Raw genomic sequence first — 19,131 nt, forward strand, 5'->3', positions numbered from 1 at the left:
CCGATGGACAACCTGGTCAATATCCTCTATATCGTCGCGTTCTCGCTGTTCATCTACGGTCTGATGGGCTTGACCGGCCCGAAGACCGCGGTGCGCGGCAACTGGATCGCCGCGGCCGGTATGGGCATCGCGGTGGTCGCGACCCTGATCGCGGTGCGCGACACCGGTAACTGGATCCTCATCATCGCCGGTCTCGTGGTCGGTGTGGTGCTGGGTGTGCCGCCGGCCAAGTTCACCAAGATGACCGAAATGCCCCAGCTGGTGGCGGCATTCAACGGTGTCGGTGGTGGCACTGTCGCGCTGATCGCCTGGGCGGAATTCCTGGACACCACCGGGTTCTCGAACTTCCAGCACGGCGAGGAACCGACCGTGCACATCGTGATCGGTTCGCTGTTCGCGGCCGTCATCGGTTCGATCTCGTTCTGGGGTTCGCTGATCGCCTTCGGTAAGTTGCAGGAGATCCTGCCCGGTCGTCCGATCGGGTTGGGCAAGCTTCAGCAGCCGTTGAACCTGCTGTTGCTGGTCGGTGCGATCGCGGCCGCTGTGTTCATCGGCGTGAAGGCCGCCGACGGTGGCGCTTCGCAGTGGTGGATGGTCGCGGTTCTGGTGCTCGCGGGCATTCTCGGCCTGATGGTCGTGCTGCCCATCGGCGGCGCCGATATGCCCGTGGTGATCTCGCTGCTCAATGCCCTCACCGGTCTGTCGGCCGCGGCGGCGGGTCTGGCGTTGAACAACACCGCCATGATCGTGGCGGGCATGATCGTCGGCGCGTCCGGCACCATCCTGACCAACCTGATGGCCAAGGCGATGAACCGGTCCATTCCGGCGATCGTGGCCGGCGGGTTCGGCGGTGGCGGCGGTGCCGCGGCCGCCTCGGGTGGCGGCGAGCAGAAGCAGGCCAAGGCCACCTCGGCTGCCGATGCCGCGATCCAGATGGCCTACGCAAACCAGGTCATCGTGGTGCCCGGCTACGGTATGGCCGTGGCCCAGGCCCAGCACGCGGTCAAGGAGATGGCGGCCCTGCTCGAGGCCAAGGGCGTCGAGGTCAAGTACGCCATCCATCCGGTCGCGGGTCGTATGCCCGGCCATATGAATGTGCTGCTGGCCGAGGCCGAGGTGTCCTACGACGCGATGAAGGAAATGGACGACATCAACGGCGAGTTCTCCCGCACCGATGTCGCCCTCATCATCGGCGCCAACGACGTCACCAATCCCTCGGCCCGCGAGGATGCCAACAGCCCGATCTACGGCATGCCCGTCCTCAACGTCGACCACGCGAAATCGGTCATCGTGCTCAAACGCTCGATGAACAGCGGCTTCGCCGGCATCGACAACCCGCTGTTCTACGCCGACCACACCTCCATGCTGTTCGGTGACGCCAAGAAGTCCGTCGGTGAGGTCACCGAAGAACTCAAGGCCCTGTAGGACCGCCCGCTTCACCAACACGTCGGCCCCCGCTCGGAATCGAGCGGGGGCCGACGTGTTGCGGGAACCGTCGCCGACGGGTCGGTGACGCTACGTCGACGGACCCCTGTACAGCCCGTCGATGACGATCTCGAGCAGTCGGTGCGGTTCGTCGGGGGCGGCATCGGATCGCGCCGGGGCCAAGGCGATACCGACGACGAGCTGAATCACCTGGCTCGGTGTGACATCCGCGCGCGCCCCACCCTCGCGCTGGGCCCGCGCGAGCATATTCGCGGCCGCATCGTGAATTCTGGCGTGGCAATCGAACCCGAGGTCGTCGCCGGCGAGCGTGGCGCCACCGAGACCGTGGTCGGTGCGGGCGTGGACGAGGAACGCGTGCAACCACTGGCGCAGCGCCGAATCCGGGTCAGCGGCGGCCAGCTCGTCCGCGCGGGCGCACAACGCGTCGACCCGGTCGCCCACGATAGCGGCCTGCAGCGCCTGGCGATTCGGAAAATGCCGGTAGAGCGTGCCTGGGCCGATGCCCGCACGCCGGGCGATGTCGTTGAGCGAGGCCTCGGGTCCGTCCGCGGCGAACGCATCGGCCGCGGCGGCAAGTATCCGCTCGTAGTTTCGCTGCGCATCGGCTCTCATACCTGTCCCTTGTTATCCGGAGAAGTTCTCCGTAATGTACTCCCAGATAAGTGGAGAACCTCTCCAGAAAAGTTTGGCGGGAGTTGTGAGATGACAGAGCGACAGCTGGGGCCTCTCGGTATCTGGACTTTCGCCTTCGAGTATCAGTCCGCGGGGCGGGTGCGTGAGACGGCGGCCGAACTCGAGGACCTCGGTTATGGCGCGGTGTGGTTCGGTGAGGCGATGGGCCGTGACGCGGTGGGGCAGGCGTGGCTGCTGCTCTCGGCGACCGAGCGCATGGTCGTAGGGAGTGGGATCGCCAATATCGCGTTCCGGGATCCGATCGCGATGGCGACCGCCGAACGCACCCTCGGGGATGCTTTTCCGGGCCGTTTCGTGCTCGGGCTCGGCGGCCAGCGCGTCGGCGGGCAGACCGGAGCGCTGGACGGGTATCCGATGCCACCGATCGGAGCCAAGCCGCTGACCGCGGTGCGCGAGTACCTGAACGCCATGGACGCGGTACCGAAACATGGTCCGGTTCCCGACCCGGCGCCGCGTCGGATGCTTGCCGCGCTCGGCCCGAAGATGCTGGAACTGGCCGCCGAACGAACGTGGGGCGCGCACCCGTACTTCGTTCCCGTCGAACACACCGAGCTGGCGCGCCGGATCATCGGCCCCGATTCGGCGCTCGCGGTCGAGCAGGCTGTGGTGCTGGATACCGATCGCAGTCGTGCCAGGGAGGTCGCCCGTGCGCATGTCGCCGGATATGTCACAACGGCGCCACACCAGCAGGCGAACATCCGGAGGTTCGGCTACGGCGATGCCGATATCGACGGCGGGCCCAGCGACCGCCTGGTGGACGCGATCGTGGCCTACGGCGACCTCGACGCCATCGATCGCCGTATCCGCGCCCACCTGGACGCGGGCGCCGACCATGTGTGCCTGCAGGTCCTGACGGCCGAGCCCGGCATGCTGCCGTTGCCCCAGTGGCGAGAACTCGCAGGGCTCATCCCCGTCAGGGCCGCATGAGAAATTCATCACCGCGCCGATAATCGCTGGACGATCATCCTCCGAGCGCGAAGCATGGTGGCGGTGTTCGACCACAGTGAAGCCCTGCGGCTGGTCGGTCCACCGGCGGCGTCATCGGATGCCACCGGCGGTCTCGACTGGTCGGTCCGGCTCGATTCCTACTATTCCGCCCGCGACGTCCTCGACGTGCTCGCGTTGACGCCGTTCGCGCGGGGTGCCCTGCCCTGCTACCGGAAGGTGCATCTCGAACGGGTCCGCCCGCAGGCCTTGCTGCGTCCCGCTGGCTCGACCGTATCGCGGATGATCAACGACGGCGGCAGCGTCTCGGTCCTCGTGCACGGCGATGGATGGACATTGCGCTCCGATCGCTGGGAGGACCGCAGCGGCGTCGTCGAGGTGGTGGCGGTCGACGACGAGCTGGCCGAACGGATCATGACCGAGTCGACCAGGGACGCGGTCGAGGAGGCGAGCTCCGACGATGTGATCAAAATGGGGTTCTGGCATCTCGATGACCAGCAGGGCCCGCGCAGGCGGGTGCTCGATGTCTCCACCCCGGCGTGGTCCGATATCCGGGATAACTATGCGGCGCCGGTGGCGGCCACGCTGGATCGGCTGATGGCCCTTGGTTCGGCCGACATCCGTGGTCGGCTTTTGCTGCTGCACGGCCCGCCCGGGACCGGCAAGACGACCGCACTGCGGGCGCTCGCGCGCTCATGGGGGCAGTGGTGTCAGGCCGACTGCGTACTCGACCCGGAGGTTTTGTTCTCCCGGCCCGGGTATCTGATGTCGGCGACGATGGGCGCCGACGGCGGCGAGCAGGGCGCGGGACGCTGGCGGCTGCTAGTGCTGGAAGATTGTGACGAGCTGATTCGCGCCGAGGCGAAAGAGTCTGCGGGGCAGGGCCTTTCCCGGCTGTTGAATCTGACCGACGGCATGCTCGGCCAGGGCAGGGATGTGCTGGTCGCGATCACCACCAATGAGGATCTGTCGCGGTTGCATCCCGCGGTCACCCGGCCGGGCCGCTGCCTGGCTCAGCTGGAGGTGGGGCGGCTGAGTCATTCCGAATCGCGTACCTGGCTGGGCGAGCATGCCGATCGGGTCGAGGTGCCTTCCGGTGGTGCATCGCTGGCCGAACTGATCGCCTTGCGCGACGGCGCCGAGCGGATCGCAACGTTGCCTGCACCGGTGGAATCCGGTCTCTACCTGTAGGCACCGGCATCGGATAGTGCGAAGGCGCACCGGCTTTCGCGCGATACCACGAGTCGCAGGCCGGGATCGCCGACCACCACTGTTACCGTCTCTGCATGCCGAGTATCGGAGCGAAGCTGTTGCGGACGCGGTGGTTTGTGCGGGCACCCATCTGGGTGTTCCGGGCGAGACTCGGTTTCCTGTTCGGCGGTCGGCTGATGATGCTCGAGCACGTCGGCCGAAAGTCCGGTCAGGTGCGGTATGTGGTGCTGGAGACTGTCGACCGGCCCGACGCCGAAACCGTCGTCATCGCCTCCGGATTCGGCGCGACCTCACAGTGGTACCGGAATCTGCTGGCCGAACCACGGTGTCGGGTGAGCGTCGGATGGCGGTACCGGCGGGCCGCGATGGCGCGGATACTCGATATCGAGGAGACCGCGGCGGTGCTGGCCGGATATCAGGTCCGACATCCCAAGGCCTATCAGGAGCTGGGCGGCATCATCGAGGAGACCACGGGCCAGGGCATCGATACGGTGCCGATGGTCGAGCTGTCGATGCGGGGCTGATCAGGCGAAAGCAGCCCGCCAGGTCACTCGACTGCGCTGTGCCCCGATCGGGGAGCAGATCCTGATGGGGCGACGACCCCCGCGAACACGCAGCACAACACCACGATCGCCAACGGCACCACAAATGTCGCGGTGAGCGGGACCAATGCCGTCAGCCAGCCGATTACCGCGGGTCCGGCGAGCAAACCCACATAGCCGATGCTGAACACCCGCGACATATCCGTGGCCGCACTGCCCGAACCGAGATTGCCCGCGGCGGTGAAGATCTGCGGGATGCCGCCGGACAGCCCGAGCCCGCACAATGCCCACCCGAGCAGCGTCAGCACCACCCACGGCGACACCAGGATCAGCAGCAGTCCGATGGCCGCGAGCAGTGAACCGTAGCGCACCACCGCGACCCGGCCGAATGCCCCGCTGACCCGATCGGCGGTGAAACGGCCGACCGTCATCGTCACCGAGAAGGCACCGAAAGCCAATGCGGCGGTGGCCTCATCGGTGCCAAGGTGTTCACGCATCTGCAGGGTGCTCCAGTCATTGGCAACACCTTCGGTGAGCAGCAGTCCGAAGGCCAGCGCGGCCAGCGCCCACACCTTGCTCGGACTGCGTCGCGTAGTGGACGCGTCGGTCTCGTGCTGTGCGGGGGCGTGTGGCAGCAGCCGCGGCAGGCAGGCAAGCACGATGACGACACCGCAGGCCGCGGCTAGTGACATCGTCAGCCACGGCGACCAGCCGATCCGCAGGGTCAGCGCGCCGACCAGCGCACCCACCAGCCCGCCGCCGGAGAACAAGGCGTGGAACGCGGACATGATGGGACGGCGATACTCCCGTTCCACATGCACCGCTTGGGTATTCATCGACACATCGAGTGCGCCGTTGCCGAAACCGAAGGCCGCCAACGCGATCGCCAGCGATACCGGCCCGGTCGCCACCCCCGGCCCGACCACGCACACCGACGCCGTCAGCCCGGCGACCCCGACCAGCGCCCGGCTGCCGAACCGATCCGCGAGCGGCCCGGCCAGCCGCATTCCCACGATCCCGGCGCCCGCCATCAACAGAATGAACATGCCGAGCGTGGAATGAGAGACGCCCGTCCGCTCGGTGATCGCCGGAATGTGCACCACCCACATGGCGAGCAAGAAGCCGTTGAGCCCGAATACGGTGAACACCGCCGCGCGCGCGATCCGCACCATCGGGTCGATCGTCGATGTGACCACCGGGTCGACGGTACCGCCGCTCATCGGGTCTGCCCGGTCGGATCGTCGCCGGTCGCGCGGTCGACGGGACGGTCGGCGACTGTCATCGTCCAGGCGCGGAACTCTGTGAGGTCACCGAGTCCGGCACGCAGATGCTGCGGCACGAAACGGGTGGTGGCGGCTTCGAGCAGGTCGGGAAGGCCGAGGTGGACCCATTCCCAGACCTTCACGTTGTACGCGTGGACGACCGGACCGACCCGCTCGCGGATGTGGGCGACCTCGTCGGCGGGGATGCCCGCTAGTTCGAGCCTGGCGATGGTGGCGCGGTGCTCATCGTCGGCGAACTCGGTGTCGAGATACGGTTCGAGCAGCTCGGCCCACACGTCGAAGCGACGGCGGATCGGAATCGAATGTGCCGCGCAGAAGCCGTCGAGTTCTTCACGCTGGGTCGCGGAGACGAAGAGCGTGACGCCGGCGCGGGTGCGGATCTCGGGTGAGATGGCGGTGGGGTCGGCATCGCGAATCTCGGTGGCGAGCACCTCGCGATCCGCGGCGGGTAGATCGGCGGCGGATAGATGATCGTCGCCGAAGCAGACCCGGTCTCCGGTGAATGTGGCTTGGAGAGTCATCATCGATCGTCCCCCCGTCGTCTCATTCCATAGTGGCATCTCCCCGGTGCGATGGCCCGAGACCTGTCTCACCATCTCGACCGTGCGGTAGCGGCTGTCGTCACGTCGTACAGTGAGGGAATGGACGCGCTCGCCGGTTTGCTCGAGGGTCCTCGGGCGCGCGGAGCTTTTCTCATGCGGTCGATCTTGGAACCGCCGTGGTCGCTGCGGATCGAGGACGAGGCACCGTTGACCGTGCTCGCCATGATCCGCGGCAGTGCGTGGATCATGGCCGATGGTGCCGATGCCCGGCGCACGAGTGCCGGTGACGTCGTCGTCTTCAGCGGCGCAAAGCCCTACACCGTCGCCGATGATCCGGCCACCGAACCGCAGATCATCATCAAACCCGGCCAGGTCACCATGACCCCGGATGGTGAAATCCTCTGCGAGACACTGAGTCTCGGTGTGCGGGAATGGGGCACCGACCCCGACGGCGAGACCGTGATGGTGACCGGGACCTACGAATCGGCAGGTGCGGTCAGCCAAGGGTTGTTGCGCGCCCTGCCCCCGGTCATCGTGCTGCCCCGCGGCGAATGCGACACCCGGCTGCTCGAACTGCTCGTCGACGAGATGTCCAAGGATCAGCCCGCCCAGGGCGCCGTCCTGGACCGGCTGCTCGACCTGCTGCTCATCGCCGCGCTGCGCAGTTGGTTCGCCCGCAACGACGCCCCCGCGTGGTACCACGCCTATAACGACCCGCTGGTCGGCAAGGCACTGCGGTTGTTGCAGCACAATCCCGCCCACGGTTGGACGGTCGCCGGCCTGGCCTCGGCGGTCGGGGTGTCGCGGGCAGCGCTGGCCCGCCGGTTCACCGATCTGGTGGGGGAGCCGCCGATGGCCTTTCTCACCGAATGGCGGCTGGCACTGGCCGCCGACCTGCTCCAGGACTCCGACGCCACGATCGAATCCATCGCACGACAGGTGGGATACGGCAGCGCCTTCGCGCTCAGCTCGGCGTTCAAACGCCAGTTCGGTGTGAGCCCCCGTGACCACCGCCGAGGCGCGGCACCGGCGCCGGTATCGTCGGCCGGGTGACGCAGCAGCAGTATCCGGTGCTCTGGCCGGTGCCCACCCGGTGGGCCGACAACGACCACTACGGGCACGTCAACAACGTGACGTACTACGCGTACTTCGACACCGCGGTCAACGCATGGTTGATGCACGCCACCGGCACCGATATCCGCGATCTGCCCGCCCTCGGTGTGGTTGCGCAGACCTCCTGTCAGTACCTCGGCTCGATCAGCTTCCCCGACCAGCTCCAGGTCGGCCTGCGGATCTCGCGTCTCGGCCGCTCCAGCATCACCTACGACCTCGCGATCTTCCGCGAAGCCGACGGGGAACTCGAACTGGCCGCCACCGGCAATTTCGTGCACGTCTACGTCGACTCCGAGACCCGCGAACCGGTCGAGATCCCCGACGTCATCCGTACCGCGGCCGCCAAGCTCGTCACGGACTGAACGCGCCGCAACGCCGGCTCGATCAGGACGTCGGTGCCTGCAACGCGGCCTGGAACCGGCGCATACCGTCGATCCAACGGTCGTAGTCGCTGCCCTTGTACCGGTACATCTTCAGCACCTCCGGATGCGGGAGGATGAGGAAGGTTTCGGCCTCGACGCCCGCGATCACAGCGTCGGCCACCTGCTCCGGCGTGAGTACGGCACCGGCCGTGGTCACCGCCTTGATCGCCAGTTCCGCTGCCTCGGCGTTCTCCGGCGGCATCATCCCGCCGTGCAGCAGCTGGGTGTCCACACCCATCGGGCACAGACAGCTGACGCGAACACCCTTGTCCCCATAGGTCACCGATAGCCATTCGGCGAAGCCGACCGCCGCATGCTTGGACACCGAATACGGTGCCGACCCGATCTGGGTGAGCAGCCCCGCCGCCGACGCCGTCGTCACGAAGTACCCGCTACCGCGCTCCACCCAGCCGGGCATCAGCCGGCGCGCCGCCCGCACGTGCGCAAGCACGTTGACCTCGAGTGCGGCCGTCCACTGCGCGTCGGTGCTGTCGAGCCCTGGCCCGCCACCGATCCCCGCGTTCGCGAAGAACATGTCGACCGGTCCGAATTCGGCCTCGGCCCGTTCGACGAGGGCGGCGATCACCGCGTCATCGGCGACATCGCCGCCGACGGCGACAGCGTCAGCCCCGAGCGAACCGGCCACCGCCTCGGCGGAACCGACATCCAGATCCGCGACCACGACCCGCGCGCCACCCGCAACCAGCCGTCGCGCCAACGCCGCCCCGATCCCGGCTCCTGCTCCCGTCACAATGGCGACTTTGCCCGAAATATCCATGCCCGCACCCTATGCTCACCCCCGCCCTCCGTAGCCCTCTGCGCGGATTTCGGGCGGAACCCGTCCGGCATACTGCTGGGGCGATACGGGTGAGCTGCTCGGTGTGGTCGGCTCAGGAACCGGCGGGCTGGATATCGACACCTCGGCTATGCGAACCGGGCGGTTATTCGTCGTCGGCAGGTCCGCACCGGGCGCGCAGGATGGGCGCACCGGGCCCGGTCAATTCATCGCAATAGACCGCTCGCCCCGCCATCGCCATCGTCAATGCGAGCGTTGTCCCTCGAACCAGCTCACCCGCGCCTGCGGTGAAGGGGCCGTCGGACGCCTCGAGCCGCAAGCCCCTGATGGCGCTGTGGCCGGAAACGGTGAAGTCACGACCGGCGAAGAAGCGAGCCACCTCGGTCGTGGCCTCGAGCGATGGTGTGCGCGTCAGCCCGAGCGGATACCGGATGTCCTGCCCGTGCACTATCACCTCGCCGAGCCACGCGGCGGTATGTCCGGAAGCCGCGGTGGTGCTCGTGACGACCGCGCGGAAGCGCTCGAGGGTTTCGGCCGGCGTTGTGCCGCGATGCTCAGCCAGGCGCCGGGCATTGTGCAGATCGAAGTCGAAGCGGGCGCCGAGGACGCTCAGCAGCCAACGCACCCTGCCGATGCTCGCCGCCGCGGTGAGATGGGCGACGACCTCTTCGACCGTCCACTCGCCGCACAGCGACTGCCGCGCCCACCGGGCTTCGTCCAGTCCGGCGAGATCGTCGGCCAACTCCGTGCGTTCGGTATGGGTCATCTCCCAGAGTTGTTCGCGGGATACGAGCTTCGGCACCGTCTTCCTTTCTCGATCAGGCGTCGGATCTGTGCTCCGGCGCCGCCCTCCTCGCCTGCCGGACAGTAGGCGCGCCGCAGGCTGGGCTTCGGAGGTGCAGACGATCGAACCGACTCGAATTCATCGGTGCCGCATGATGCCGAGTGATCAGCCCGACTCGGCGATGCGCTCCAGCAGCGGCGAGATCCGCGGTCCGACCAGTTCGCGCATCACCAGGGCCATATTGGTGCGCTCCACCCCGGGAATCTTCAGAATGCGGCCGGTGATGCGGTAGAGGTCGTCGGCATCGCGGGCCACGACCCGGACGGTCAGGTCGGTGGCGCCGGTCATGCCGCACACCTCGGTGACTTCGGGGACCTCCGCGAGTTCGTCGACCACGGGATCGAGTTTGTGCTGATCGACGACCACCGCGACGAACGCGGCCAGCGGATAACCGAGTGCCCGCGCCTCGACCCGGCGCTCGAAACTGGCGAGCACCCCGTTGGCCTCCCAGCGCGCCAGCCGCGCCTGCACGGTATTGCGGGACAACCCGAGTCGCGCGGCCAGCTCGACGCCGGTCGCCCTCGGGTTGTCCACCAGTTCCAGCAACAGCCGCGCGTCGGTGCCGTCAACGGCCGGATCGACGAGTTCTCGACTGGTCATACAACGCATGATGGCACGTGCCGGGTATCGGGCATGGGCGATCAGTGCGCGCGGCCGCACCGCGGCGGCCATCGGAGACCGGCACGGGCGGAGCGATCCGCCCGTGCCGTCGACTCGGGCCGGGCTCAGTAGGGGCAGGTGATCGACGAGCCGCACATCAGGCGCTCGATCAGCGAGATCACTGCGCTACCCGACGACGTCCCGCCCGGTGCGGGCTCACCAGGGGCCACGACCGGGGTGACCTCCGGCGTGACGGCGAGCGGTTCGGCGAGTGCCGGACCCGCGGTGAGGACTGTCCCGACAGCCAGTGCCGCGATGCCTGCGCCGAGCAGCTTGGTGAACGACATGATGAATCCTTTGTTCGGTGATGGTGGAGTCATCGCCAGAGCCGGCATCTCGACGGCGATGTGGACGGAACCGGAGCCGATACCGGTGCCGACGTCGACCACTTCCCTGGTCGGAGTCGATACGCTCGGCGGGAAGACCGAGGACACCGGTGGTGCGGACTGCGATACCTCGGGCTACGCGATAGCGGCGGGTGGCGCCACAGCGCGGAGCAGCGATCGCGATGCTCGGCGCGTGATTCGAGACATCTCGAATGTGCCTTTCTGCTAACAGGTTTGGTCCGCCCGCGCGGCCCACGGAGACTATCGCGGCGCCACCCGGGCCGTTACAGACGAATCGCGCGGCACGAGGGAAGCGAATTCCGCGGTCGGCACAGGAGCTGGTATTACCTGCTCGGCAAACTATGTGACGTGACTCGGGCCTGGCCCCCGCAGCATCGGCACACCGAGGCGATGACCTGTCACAACGTGCAATATGAATCTCCGGCTAGGGGGGAAATCGAGCACTCTGCTCAGTTTCGTGTCGATCGCTTGCGCACATCGTTTAATCGTGGATGCTGTGTGGTACAGGACACAATCCTGGCGCGCTGACCTCGAGGAGGCGATGAAGGAGATGCTCGGCAAACCCAGCTATCCGGTGCAACTGATCCAGCCCGACGGCCGTCGCGTTCTCGATCGGGAACACGCCGCCGTGGTCGCCGATATCGGCCCCGATGAACTGCGGGACCTGTACGAAGACCTGGTGGTGACCCGCAGGATCGACACCGAGGCCACCGCATTGCAGCGTCAGGGCCAGCTCGGGCTGTGGGCTCCCTTGCTGGGCCAGGAGGCCGCCCAGGTGGGCTCGGCGCGCGCCCTGCATCCCGACGACTACGTGTTCTGTAGCTACCGGGAGGCCGCGGTCGCCTATTGCCGCGGCGTCGACCCGGCCGAACTGACCCGGATGTGGCGCGGTGTTGCTCATTCGTGCTGGGATCCAGATGTCATCAATATGACCAATCCGGCCATCGTCGTCGGCGCACAAGGCCTGCATGCCACCGGATACGCCTTCGCCGCGCATCTGGAAGGTGCGGATATCGCCACCATCGCCTATTTCGGTGACGGTGCGACCAGCCAGGGCGATATCGCCGAGGCGCTCGGGTTCGCGGCGAGCTGGAGCGCGCCGGTGGTGTTCTTCTGCCAGAACAATCACTGGGCGATCAGCGAACCGGTCCGCTTGCAGAGCGCCACGCCCATCGCGCAGCGCGCCCTCGGCTACGGCATCCCCTCGGTCCAGGTCGACGGCAACGATGTGCTCGGGGTGCTTTCTGTCACCAGGCAGGCGCTGGCAAGGGCACACGCCGGCGGCGGCCCATCGTTTATCGAGGCGATCACCTACCGCATGGGTCCGCACACCACCGCCGACGACCCGACGCGCTACCGGTCCGCCGCCGAAACCGAGGAATGGAAGAAGCGCGACCCCATCGACCGGGTGCACCGGCTGCTCGAACGCGAGAACCTGCTGAACGCACAGTTCGAGCAGCGGGTCCGCGCCAGGGCCGACGAGGTCGCCGCTGTGGTCCGTAGTGCCACCATCGACATGGCCGATCCCGCGCCGATGGAGCTGTTCGACCACGTCTACAGCACCGAGCATCCGCTGATCGCCGCACAACGGCGTGAATACGCGGAGTATCTGGCAGCCGATGCGCCAACGGAAGGAGTTCCGTCATGATCACCACCTTCGCCGCCGCACTCAATTCCGGGCTGCGCCGGGCGCTGGAGGACGACCCGAAGGTGCTGCTCATGGGCGAGGACATCGGCCGTCTCGGTGGTGTGTTCCGGGTGACCGACACGTTGCAGAAGGACTTCGGTAACAATCGCGTCATAGATGCGCCGCTGGCCGAATCCGGCATCATCGGTACGGCTTTCGGTATGGCGCTGCGCGGATTCCGTCCGGTGTGTGAGATCCAGTTCGACGGATTCGTCTATCCCGCCTTCGACCAGATCGTTTCCCAGGTGGCCAAGATCCACTACCGCACGCAGGGAAAGGTGAAGGCGCCCATCACCATTCGCATCCCGTTCGGCGGCGGCATCGGCTCGGTGGAGCATCATTCCGAATCGCCGGAGGCGTATTTCGCGCATACCGCCGGACTCCGGGTGATGACGCCGAGTAATCCAGCCGACGCCTTCGTTATGATCCGGCAGGCGATAGCGCTGGATGATCCGGTGATCTTCTTCGAACCAAAGCGCCGCTACTGGGACAAGGCCGACGTCGACTTCGAGGCGCAGGCCCCGCTACCGCCCGATCGCGCCCGGGTCTGCCTCGACGGCGTCGACGCCACCGTCGTCGCATACGGCGGTACGGTCGCGACCGCGCTTGCCGCCGCGAAAATCGCTGCCGAGGAGGGGCATTCGCTCGAGGTCATCGATCTGCGCAGCCTCTCGCCCATCGACTTCGACACCGTGGCGGAGTCGGTGGCCAAAACAGGCAGGCTGGTGGTGGTCCACGAGGCGCCGGTTTTCGCCGGGCTCGGCGCCGAAATCGCCGCCCGCATCACCGAACGCTGCTTCTATCACCTGGAGGCGCCGGTACTGCGCGTTGGCGGCTTCGACATCCCCTACCCCCCGGCTAAGCTCGAAAAGCACCACCTGCCCGATCCGGACCGTATTCTCGCGGCGATCGACCGTTCATTGGCCGCCTGACCCAGAGCCGAGGTGCCTTCGTGGATGACCCGCGTGCCGACGTCCCGAATCACGTGCTGGAATTCCGGCTGCCGGATCTGGGGGAGGGCCTCACCGACGCCGAACTGCAGTCCTGGTCGGTAGCCGTCGGCGACACCGTCGAGCTGAACCAGACCATCGCCGAGGTGGAAACCGCCAAGGCAGTGGTGGCATTGCCATCACCGTTCGCGGGCACAGTGGTCGAACTGCTGGCCGAGCCGGGGCAGACCGTGCCGGTCGGCGCGCCGCTGATTCGTGTGCGCACCACCGCACCCGCTATGCCCGAGGCGCCCTCGATCGCGGAATCGTCCGAGCCGCCTGCGCCCGAACGTAAGTCGGTGCTCGTCGGGTACGGCCCGGAAGACGAGGCTGTATCGCGACGTCGTCGGCCCGCCGCGAAAAGCGCACAGCGGCAGGCGGAGTCGGGCAACGGGACTCACGTTCCGAACGCAACCGCGTCCCCTGGCGCTCGCGCCGCCGCGACACCCGGTGCCAGGAAGCTGGCCGGAGAGCTGGGCATCGACCTGTGGTACGTGGCGGGATCCGGTCCGGAGGGTGCCGTCACCGTCGAGGATGTGCGCTCGGCGGTGCCGGTCTCACCACCCCGGATCCGCGCCGTCGCACCTGCCGCGGCCGAATCCGAGGCGCAGCCCGAGGCCGGTACGGAATCCGGTGTCGTGCGCCCACCCGCGCGCGAGGAGCGCACCCCGATCACCGGAATCCGCAAACGCACCGCGGCCGCCATGGTTGCCAGCGCGCGCACCATTCCGCAGGCAGGCGCGTCGATCACCGTGGACTGCACGGCGTCGATGGAACTGCTCGACCACCTGCGCACCACCGCGTCCTTCACCGGGCTGACGCTGACCCCGCTGGCCTTGGTCGCCAAATCGGTGCTGGCCGCGCTCGCGGAATTCCCCGGGATGAACGCGTACTGGGATGAAGCCAACCAGGAGATCGTCACCAAGCACTACGTCAATCTCGGAATCGCCGTGGCCACCGAACGCGGGCTGCTGGTGCCCAACATCAAGGACGCGCACGCGTTGAGTCTGCGTGATCTGTGCCGCGATATCGGCTGGCTGGTCGATGTGGCCCGCACCGGGAACGCCGCACCCACCGATCTGCGCGGTGGCACGTTCACCATCTCCAATGTCGGCGTCTTCGGAGTCGACACGGGGATGCCGCTGGTCAACCCCGGTGAGGCCGCGATCATGTGCCTCGGCGCGATCAGCAGACGCCCCTGGGTCGTGCGCGACGAACTCGCCATCCGCTGGGTCACCACCCTCACCCTCAGCTTCGATCATCGCATGATCGACGGCGAACAGGCCGCCCGTTTCCTGGCGACGGTTGGCAGCCTGATCGAGGATCCGATCACCTTGCTCAGCCGTCTCTAGCCCGCGGCCCGGCTCCGCAACGCCTGCCGCACGACCAGCCCTGCCACCACGGCCCAGAAGGCGGCTCCGATTCCGAGGAATCCGATGCCGGCCGCGGCGACGAGGAATGTGACCACACCTGCTTCGCGATGCTGTTCCGAGGCCAGCGCCCCCGCGAGGACCGCGGCCAGAGTGGGCAGCAACGCGAGGCCCGCAACGGTTTCCAGCGTTCCCGCGGGCGCTGCGGCGATCACAGCGACCAGCGCGGCCGAGCCGAGTCCGAGCAACAGATAGCACACGCCCGCCGTACATCCGGCGATCCAGCGACGTTCGGGGTCCGGATGTGCGGTGGGCGCGGCCGATAACGCGGTACTGATGGCCGCCAGATTGATCGCGTGGCCGCCGGCCGGAGCACCGGCAATCGTGCCGATCCCGGTGACGGCCATCGCGGCCCGCCACGGTGCTCGATAGCCGAAGGAACGCAGCACGGCCGCGCCCGGAATGTTCTGCGAGGCCATCGTGACGAAATAGAGCGGGACCGCGATGCTGATCATCGCCTGCCAGCTCCACTGCGGCAGGACCAGCGCGACCGTCGGGATCATCGCGGCGGTGTCGAGATGTTTGTGCCCGGCCACGATGCCGACTCCCACACCGGCCGCGGCCGCACCGAAAGCGGCGATCACCGCCCAGCGTGCGGCGATTCGACGCATGATCAACCACACCAGGATGACCGGCACCACCACAGCGGGACTCGTCTGCAGCGCGCGCACCGGCGCCAGACACACCGGCACCAGGACACCGGCAAGCATGGCCTGGGCGATCTCCACCGGGATCGCCGTCACCAGGTCGGCGAGCCGCCGCGACAGTCCGGTGCACACGATGAGCACCCCCGTGATCACGAACGCGCCGATGGCCGCGGCCCAGCCACCGGAGACCAGTCCAGCGCCCGCGAGCAGCGCCGAGCCGGGGGTGGACCAGGCCACGATGATCGGCATCCGGTACCGATAGCTCAGCACGATCATGCCGATGGCCTGGGTCACGCACAGCGCGAGCAACCCGGACGCGGCCTGCGCTGTGGACGCGCCGACCGCCGTGAGTCCGCTGAGCACCACCGCGAACGTGCTGGTGAAACCCACCAGCGCGGTGATCACGCCCGCGCCGATCGGCTGCGCGATATCGCGTGCGCCCTGGTCGGCGGTGGGGATGGCGGCGGCGGGCGGCGAATTCGACGACATTGGGGCGATTGTGCGCTGGTCAGGACGCATTGTCCCGATCCAGTCGGGCGGAACTGGCCTGAATCCGGCGTGGCCGACCGCTCTTCGGACCGCATGGCGGCTTTGCCCGGTCCGGGGACGGGATCGCGCCCGGATGCGTAGGGTAGGGGAGACGGGCTCGAGGATGCGGATCTCAACGAGGAGCTGGAGTGCGGCCGGTACTCATTTCGGCGGATGAACTGCGGGAAGCGTTGTCGGACAATCGGGTACGGCTACTCGATGTGCGGTGGGCGCTCGGCGACCCGGATGGGCCGCAGCACTATCTTGACGGGCATATCCCCGGCGCGATCTTCGTCGACCTGGAGACCGAACTCGCGGCGCCACCTTCACCCGCACGCGGACGGCATCCGCTGCCCGAGATCGGGCAGCTGGAGAAATGCGCGCGCAGCTGGGGCGTGTGCGCGGGTGACACGGTGGTCGTCTACGACGCGACCGGCGGGATGGCCGCCGCCCGCGCCTGGTGGCTGCTGCGTTGGGCTGGCATCGCGGATGTGCGGATTCTGGACGGCGGCCTGCCCGCATGGATCGCCACCGGTGGTGTGCCTGCTACCGGCGCCGAGCCCGACCCCGCCGCAGGCGATGTCGAGCTGAGCCCGGATCATCTGCCCGTCATCGATGCCGACGCGGCCGCCCGCTGGCCGGGCGCGCTGCTCGACGCGCGGGCAGGCGAACGCTTCCGCGGCGAACAAGAACCGATCGACCCACGTGCAGGCCACATCCCGGGCGCGATCAGCGCGCCGACCGCCGAGAACCTCACCGCCGACGGACTCTTCCGCCCAGCCGCCGAACTGCGCGGACGCTTCGCCGACTGCGGTGGCCCGGTCGCGGTCTACTGCGGTTCCGGAGTCACCGCCGCCCACCAGATCGCGGCTCTCGCTGTGGCAGGCATCGATGCCGCCCTGTACCCGGGCTCCTGGTCCCAATGGTCCAATGACCCGAAACGTGCTGTAGCCACCGGCGCGTGAGCATTACGCCCATACGGCGAAGATCACCGCAGCCACTGCCAGCGCGATCAGCGCGACAACGTCGATCTGTGCCACGCGGCGGATGCGTGGGTTCGCGTCGCGTGCGCCGAATGCGAACACGATGAACGTCGCCATGCTGACGGCACCCGCGATCATCGCGGGGACCCTCAGTTCCTCGACGAACGCGCCCGCGAGCATGGCTGCCCCGACCAGTACGAGCAGCACCGCCCGATGTCGCAGCAACACCGTCAGGTCCTGATTCGCGGGATCCACTCCATAAGCGGCCCGCGCCTGCGCCGCCGACAACGCCACCACACCCGGTGCGAGATGAACCAGCCCCACCGCGATCAGCAAGACCTGCGCAAAGAACTCCACGGATGTCTCCTCCCTGCCCGGTGCTGCCTGGAGGGCGCTGCACCGATCGCTGAGGTAGATCATGACTGCCCTGCCGCGTCGCCGCTTCCAGAAACCGGCTGTCATCGGACGGCCGCAACCCGGACGTCGAAGTCGTGTCGCCGCTGCCGATTCGTCGCGGGTACACGGGATCTCGTGCCTCGACGTGGTGTGTCGGACACACGGCTGGCACGGCACAAGCGGTATCTATGAGCAGGCCGAAGCCACGGGTGCGTCGTTAGGGGCAGGTCCCGGCGATCGTCCGCATTGCGGCATGGTCACCGACGGTGACCGGCAGGTCGTAGCGCAGGGCCACAGCCAGGTATTTGGCTGCGTAGAAGCAGTGGCCGGGCCGTGACGGCGGCAGCCATTCAGCGGGTGTGCTGTCGCCCTTGGCCTGATTGGCGGCACGGGTGGTGGCCTGCAGGTTGTAGTCGATGTCATTGGCGAAGCGGACCCGGCGCTGGAGCGGCCAGGCGGCGGCGCCGAGATCCCAGGCGGCGGCCAGCGGGTACACGTGATCGATCGGGACGTTGCTCGCATCGGATTTGGCGAAGGTGACGCTGGTGCCGGTGTACGGATCGGCCAGCACCCCGGAGATCACCACGCAGTCGCGGGTCCCGGGCCGATAAGCGGGGCCGGTGAGTTGGCGGGCGAGCACATTGTTTCGGGTGTCGCAGCCGTCGTGTCCGCCGGCGCCCTCGTAATCATCGGACCATGCGGGACCGAAGACACAGCCCTCACCCTCCCGGCAGCCACGTTCGTAGCCACCGGGATGTGGGCGAACCTCGACCACACGCACCGTCGCGAGCAGGCGCTCTACTTCTGCGCGGCCTGGACTGCCCGGTGCGGGCTTCGCCGGCTGCGCGCATCCGTTGAGCAGGCACGCCGCGGCGGCCAGCACCGCGACGACCGGCGCCACGATGCGTCGCGTCGGTCTCTGCTGCGCAGAGCATCCACGAGACGTGGATCGCCCCGTGACTATTGCTCTGGTCGGCGAGGTCAGCCGTCGAATTCCCACCCGCATGAACAAGGTGTACCGGCACCCACCGACAGGTGACGGCATTCGATGCGGGTTTCGAGGAGGGATCTACAACCAGGCGCGGGCCAGCAGCTCGTCGGCGGTGTCCTGGGTGCCGTGCGGCGGGAAACGAGTGGCGGCCAGTGTGCTGCTGTGCGTGCCGTCATGGCCGATCAACCAGCAGCCACCGCGATCTTCGCACTCGGCGATCTTGGCGAACGTGGTGAGCAGGAAGGTGATCGCCTCATGCGGATCGCCGGTATGCGCCAGCCGCTGCGATTCCCCCGGACGGGACAGATCCAGCCAGACGCCGGACTCGCCGTCCAGCCGCATCCCGACGATGCAGTGCGCGTTGACGAAGGTGAATTTGCGCCGTTCCCACGGTGTTGTCGGCGTGAAGCTCTGCTCGAGAACCTGGAGCAGAATCGTCATACTGCTGCCCTCCGCTATGTGTGCCGTCGTTGTGGGTGAATGACCGCGTTGTCACGCTGCGGGCGTCTTGTGGACCCGCTGCCTTGTTGTGAATGATGCCGCTACCGCAACCGCCGAACATCGAATCTCCGCGGTGACCAGCGGATACCCCAGTATGTTCCAGAATTCCTCTGTTGGGTACCGCAGAGCACGAG

Annotated in this window: 21 protein-coding genes; 10 read left to right on the plus strand and 11 right to left on the minus strand. The window is 67.6% G+C overall.

Annotation, left to right across the window (positions count from 1 at the left end; all coding sequences use genetic code 11):
- The first annotated feature begins 3 nt into the window (after positions 1-3).
- A complete protein-coding gene (locus GV792_RS21010) occupies positions 4-1,425 on the plus strand; it encodes an NAD(P)(+) transhydrogenase (Re/Si-specific) subunit beta (protein WP_163825993.1) in 1,422 nt (473 codons plus the stop codon).
- A gap of 90 nt (positions 1,426-1,515) precedes the next feature.
- Here GV792_RS21010 and GV792_RS21015 read toward each other — a convergent pair whose 3' ends face one another.
- Complete coding sequence (locus GV792_RS21015; RefSeq protein ID WP_163825994.1) at positions 1,516-2,058, minus strand: TetR/AcrR family transcriptional regulator; 543 nt, start codon at positions 2,056-2,058, stop codon at positions 1,516-1,518.
- Positions 2,059-2,148: 90 nt separating this feature from the next.
- On the opposite strand from GV792_RS21015, the gene GV792_RS21020 reads away from it, so the two are divergent.
- From GV792_RS21020 to GV792_RS21030, 3 genes are all read left to right on the plus strand, one after another.
- The gene (locus GV792_RS21020) at positions 2,149-3,066 is read left to right on the plus strand and encodes a TIGR03620 family F420-dependent LLM class oxidoreductase (RefSeq protein WP_163825995.1); all 918 of its coding nucleotides are present in this window, start codon (positions 2,149-2,151) and stop codon (positions 3,064-3,066) included.
- 54 nt (positions 3,067-3,120) lie between these two features.
- Positions 3,121-4,275, plus strand: coding sequence for a DUF5925 domain-containing protein (locus tag GV792_RS21025; RefSeq protein WP_163825996.1), 1,155 nt, complete (start codon positions 3,121-3,123; stop codon positions 4,273-4,275).
- A 95-nt stretch (positions 4,276-4,370) separates the two neighbouring features.
- On the plus strand, positions 4,371-4,820 hold the full coding sequence (locus GV792_RS21030; protein WP_163825997.1) for a nitroreductase family deazaflavin-dependent oxidoreductase: 450 nt from the start codon (positions 4,371-4,373) through the stop codon (positions 4,818-4,820).
- A 23-nt stretch (positions 4,821-4,843) separates the two neighbouring features.
- Here the strand turns inward: GV792_RS21030 and GV792_RS21035 are convergent, their stop codons facing one another.
- Positions 4,844-6,058 carry an MFS transporter gene (locus GV792_RS21035; protein WP_163825998.1) on the minus strand — a complete coding sequence of 405 codons (1,215 nt, stop codon included), beginning with the start codon at positions 6,056-6,058 and terminating at the stop codon, positions 4,844-4,846.
- Positions 6,055-6,645 (minus strand): hypothetical protein, encoded by a 591-nt coding sequence (locus tag GV792_RS21040; protein WP_163825999.1) that lies wholly within the window; start codon positions 6,643-6,645, stop codon positions 6,055-6,057. The genes GV792_RS21035 and GV792_RS21040 overlap by 4 nt, the downstream gene beginning before the upstream one ends.
- A 117-nt stretch (positions 6,646-6,762) precedes the next feature.
- On the opposite strand from GV792_RS21040, the gene GV792_RS21045 reads away from it, so the two are divergent.
- A complete protein-coding gene (locus GV792_RS21045; RefSeq protein ID WP_163826000.1) occupies positions 6,763-7,716 on the plus strand; it encodes an AraC family transcriptional regulator in 954 nt (317 codons plus the stop codon).
- Positions 7,713-8,138 (plus strand): acyl-CoA thioesterase, encoded by a 426-nt coding sequence (locus GV792_RS21050; protein ID WP_163826001.1) that lies wholly within the window; start codon positions 7,713-7,715, stop codon positions 8,136-8,138. The genes GV792_RS21045 and GV792_RS21050 overlap by 4 nt, the downstream gene beginning before the upstream one ends.
- Before the next feature lie 22 nt (positions 8,139-8,160).
- Here the strand turns inward: GV792_RS21050 and GV792_RS21055 are convergent, their stop codons facing one another.
- The 4 genes from GV792_RS21055 to GV792_RS21070 all read right to left on the minus strand — a co-directional run bounded on the left by GV792_RS21055 (position 8,161) and on the right by GV792_RS21070 (position 10,785).
- Positions 8,161-8,976, minus strand: a complete 816-nt coding sequence (locus GV792_RS21055; protein ID WP_163826002.1) for an SDR family oxidoreductase — start codon at positions 8,974-8,976, stop codon at positions 8,161-8,163.
- Positions 8,977-9,139: 163 nt separating this feature from the next.
- Positions 9,140-9,796, minus strand: coding sequence for a maleylpyruvate isomerase family mycothiol-dependent enzyme (locus GV792_RS21060; RefSeq protein ID WP_163826003.1), 657 nt, complete (start codon positions 9,794-9,796; stop codon positions 9,140-9,142).
- Positions 9,797-9,943: 147 nt separating this feature from the next.
- Positions 9,944-10,438 (minus strand): Lrp/AsnC family transcriptional regulator, encoded by a 495-nt coding sequence (locus GV792_RS21065; protein ID WP_163826004.1) that lies wholly within the window; start codon positions 10,436-10,438, stop codon positions 9,944-9,946.
- Positions 10,439-10,563: 125 nt separating this feature from the next.
- Entirely contained in the window at positions 10,564-10,785 is a 222-nt protein-coding gene (locus GV792_RS21070; RefSeq protein ID WP_163826005.1) for a hypothetical protein, read from the minus strand.
- A 610-nt stretch (positions 10,786-11,395) separates the two neighbouring features.
- Between GV792_RS21070 and pdhA the strand changes: the two genes are divergently transcribed.
- The 3 genes from pdhA to GV792_RS21085 are packed head-to-tail and all read left to right on the plus strand — an operon-like array spanning position 11,396 to position 14,873.
- A complete protein-coding gene (gene pdhA / locus GV792_RS21075; protein ID WP_163826057.1) occupies positions 11,396-12,493 on the plus strand; it encodes a pyruvate dehydrogenase (acetyl-transferring) E1 component subunit alpha in 1,098 nt (365 codons plus the stop codon).
- Complete coding sequence (locus GV792_RS21080) at positions 12,490-13,464, plus strand: alpha-ketoacid dehydrogenase subunit beta (RefSeq protein ID WP_163826006.1); 975 nt, start codon at positions 12,490-12,492, stop codon at positions 13,462-13,464. The genes pdhA and GV792_RS21080 overlap by 4 nt, the downstream gene beginning before the upstream one ends.
- A gap of 20 nt (positions 13,465-13,484) precedes the next feature.
- Positions 13,485-14,873, plus strand: coding sequence for a dihydrolipoamide acetyltransferase family protein (locus GV792_RS21085; RefSeq protein WP_163826007.1), 1,389 nt, complete (start codon positions 13,485-13,487; stop codon positions 14,871-14,873).
- Here the strand turns inward: GV792_RS21085 and GV792_RS21090 are convergent.
- On the minus strand, positions 14,870-16,087 hold the full coding sequence (locus tag GV792_RS21090) for a benzoate/H(+) symporter BenE family transporter (protein WP_163826008.1): 1,218 nt from the start codon (positions 16,085-16,087) through the stop codon (positions 14,870-14,872). The genes GV792_RS21085 and GV792_RS21090 overlap by 4 nt on opposite strands.
- A gap of 188 nt (positions 16,088-16,275) precedes the next feature.
- On the opposite strand from GV792_RS21090, the gene GV792_RS21095 reads away from it, so the two are divergent.
- Complete coding sequence (locus GV792_RS21095) at positions 16,276-17,091, plus strand: sulfurtransferase (protein ID WP_163826009.1); 816 nt, start codon at positions 16,276-16,278, stop codon at positions 17,089-17,091.
- 3 nt (positions 17,092-17,094) lie between these two features.
- Here GV792_RS21095 and GV792_RS21100 read toward each other — a convergent pair whose 3' ends face one another.
- The 3 genes from GV792_RS21100 to GV792_RS21110 form a co-directional block, all read right to left on the minus strand.
- Positions 17,095-17,466, minus strand: a complete 372-nt coding sequence (locus GV792_RS21100; protein WP_163826010.1) for a hypothetical protein — start codon at positions 17,464-17,466, stop codon at positions 17,095-17,097.
- A gap of 256 nt (positions 17,467-17,722) precedes the next feature.
- Positions 17,723-18,409 carry an HNH endonuclease family protein gene (locus GV792_RS21105; RefSeq protein WP_375154471.1) on the minus strand — a complete coding sequence of 229 codons (687 nt, stop codon included), beginning with the start codon at positions 18,407-18,409 and terminating at the stop codon, positions 17,723-17,725.
- A 165-nt stretch (positions 18,410-18,574) separates the two neighbouring features.
- Positions 18,575-18,937, minus strand: coding sequence for a hypothetical protein (locus GV792_RS21110; protein WP_163826012.1), 363 nt, complete (start codon positions 18,935-18,937; stop codon positions 18,575-18,577).
- Positions 18,938-19,131: the final 194 nt, after the last annotated feature.

Source organism: Nocardia cyriacigeorgica, from assembly GCF_010868145.1.
GTDB classification, from domain to species: Bacteria; Actinomycetota; Actinomycetes; order Mycobacteriales; family Mycobacteriaceae; genus Nocardia; species Nocardia cyriacigeorgica_D.

Bases quoted from the DNA above. Each gene is read 5' to 3' on its own strand.
- GV792_RS21010 (WP_163825993.1), top strand. From the start codon at position 4: ATGGACAACCTGGTCAATATCCTCTATATCGTCGCGTTCTCGCTGTTC.
- GV792_RS21070 (WP_163826005.1), bottom strand. From the start codon at position 10,785: ATGTCGTTCACCAAGCTGCTCGGCGCAGGCATCGCGGCACTGGCTGTC.
- GV792_RS21080 (WP_163826006.1), top strand. From the start codon at position 12,490: ATGATCACCACCTTCGCCGCCGCACTCAATTCCGGGCTGCGCCGGGCG.
- GV792_RS21090 (WP_163826008.1), bottom strand. From the start codon at position 16,087: ATGTCGTCGAATTCGCCGCCCGCCGCCGCCATCCCCACCGCCGACCAG.
- GV792_RS21065 (WP_163826004.1), bottom strand. From the start codon at position 10,438: ATGACCAGTCGAGAACTCGTCGATCCGGCCGTTGACGGCACCGACGCG.
- GV792_RS21035 (WP_163825998.1), bottom strand. From the start codon at position 6,058: ATGAGCGGCGGTACCGTCGACCCGGTGGTCACATCGACGATCGACCCG.
- pdhA (WP_163826057.1), top strand. From the start codon at position 11,396: ATGCTCGGCAAACCCAGCTATCCGGTGCAACTGATCCAGCCCGACGGC.
- GV792_RS21025 (WP_163825996.1), top strand. From the start codon at position 3,121: ATGGTGGCGGTGTTCGACCACAGTGAAGCCCTGCGGCTGGTCGGTCCA.
- GV792_RS21040 (WP_163825999.1), bottom strand. From the start codon at position 6,645: ATGATGACTCTCCAAGCCACATTCACCGGAGACCGGGTCTGCTTCGGC.
- GV792_RS21055 (WP_163826002.1), bottom strand. From the start codon at position 8,976: ATGGATATTTCGGGCAAAGTCGCCATTGTGACGGGAGCAGGAGCCGGG.
- GV792_RS21110 (WP_163826012.1), bottom strand. From the start codon at position 18,937: ATGACGATTCTGCTCCAGGTTCTCGAGCAGAGCTTCACGCCGACAACA.
- GV792_RS21045 (WP_163826000.1), top strand. From the start codon at position 6,763: ATGGACGCGCTCGCCGGTTTGCTCGAGGGTCCTCGGGCGCGCGGAGCT.
- GV792_RS21030 (WP_163825997.1), top strand. From the start codon at position 4,371: ATGCCGAGTATCGGAGCGAAGCTGTTGCGGACGCGGTGGTTTGTGCGG.
- GV792_RS21020 (WP_163825995.1), top strand. From the start codon at position 2,149: ATGACAGAGCGACAGCTGGGGCCTCTCGGTATCTGGACTTTCGCCTTC.
- GV792_RS21015 (WP_163825994.1), bottom strand. From the start codon at position 2,058: ATGAGAGCCGATGCGCAGCGAAACTACGAGCGGATACTTGCCGCCGCG.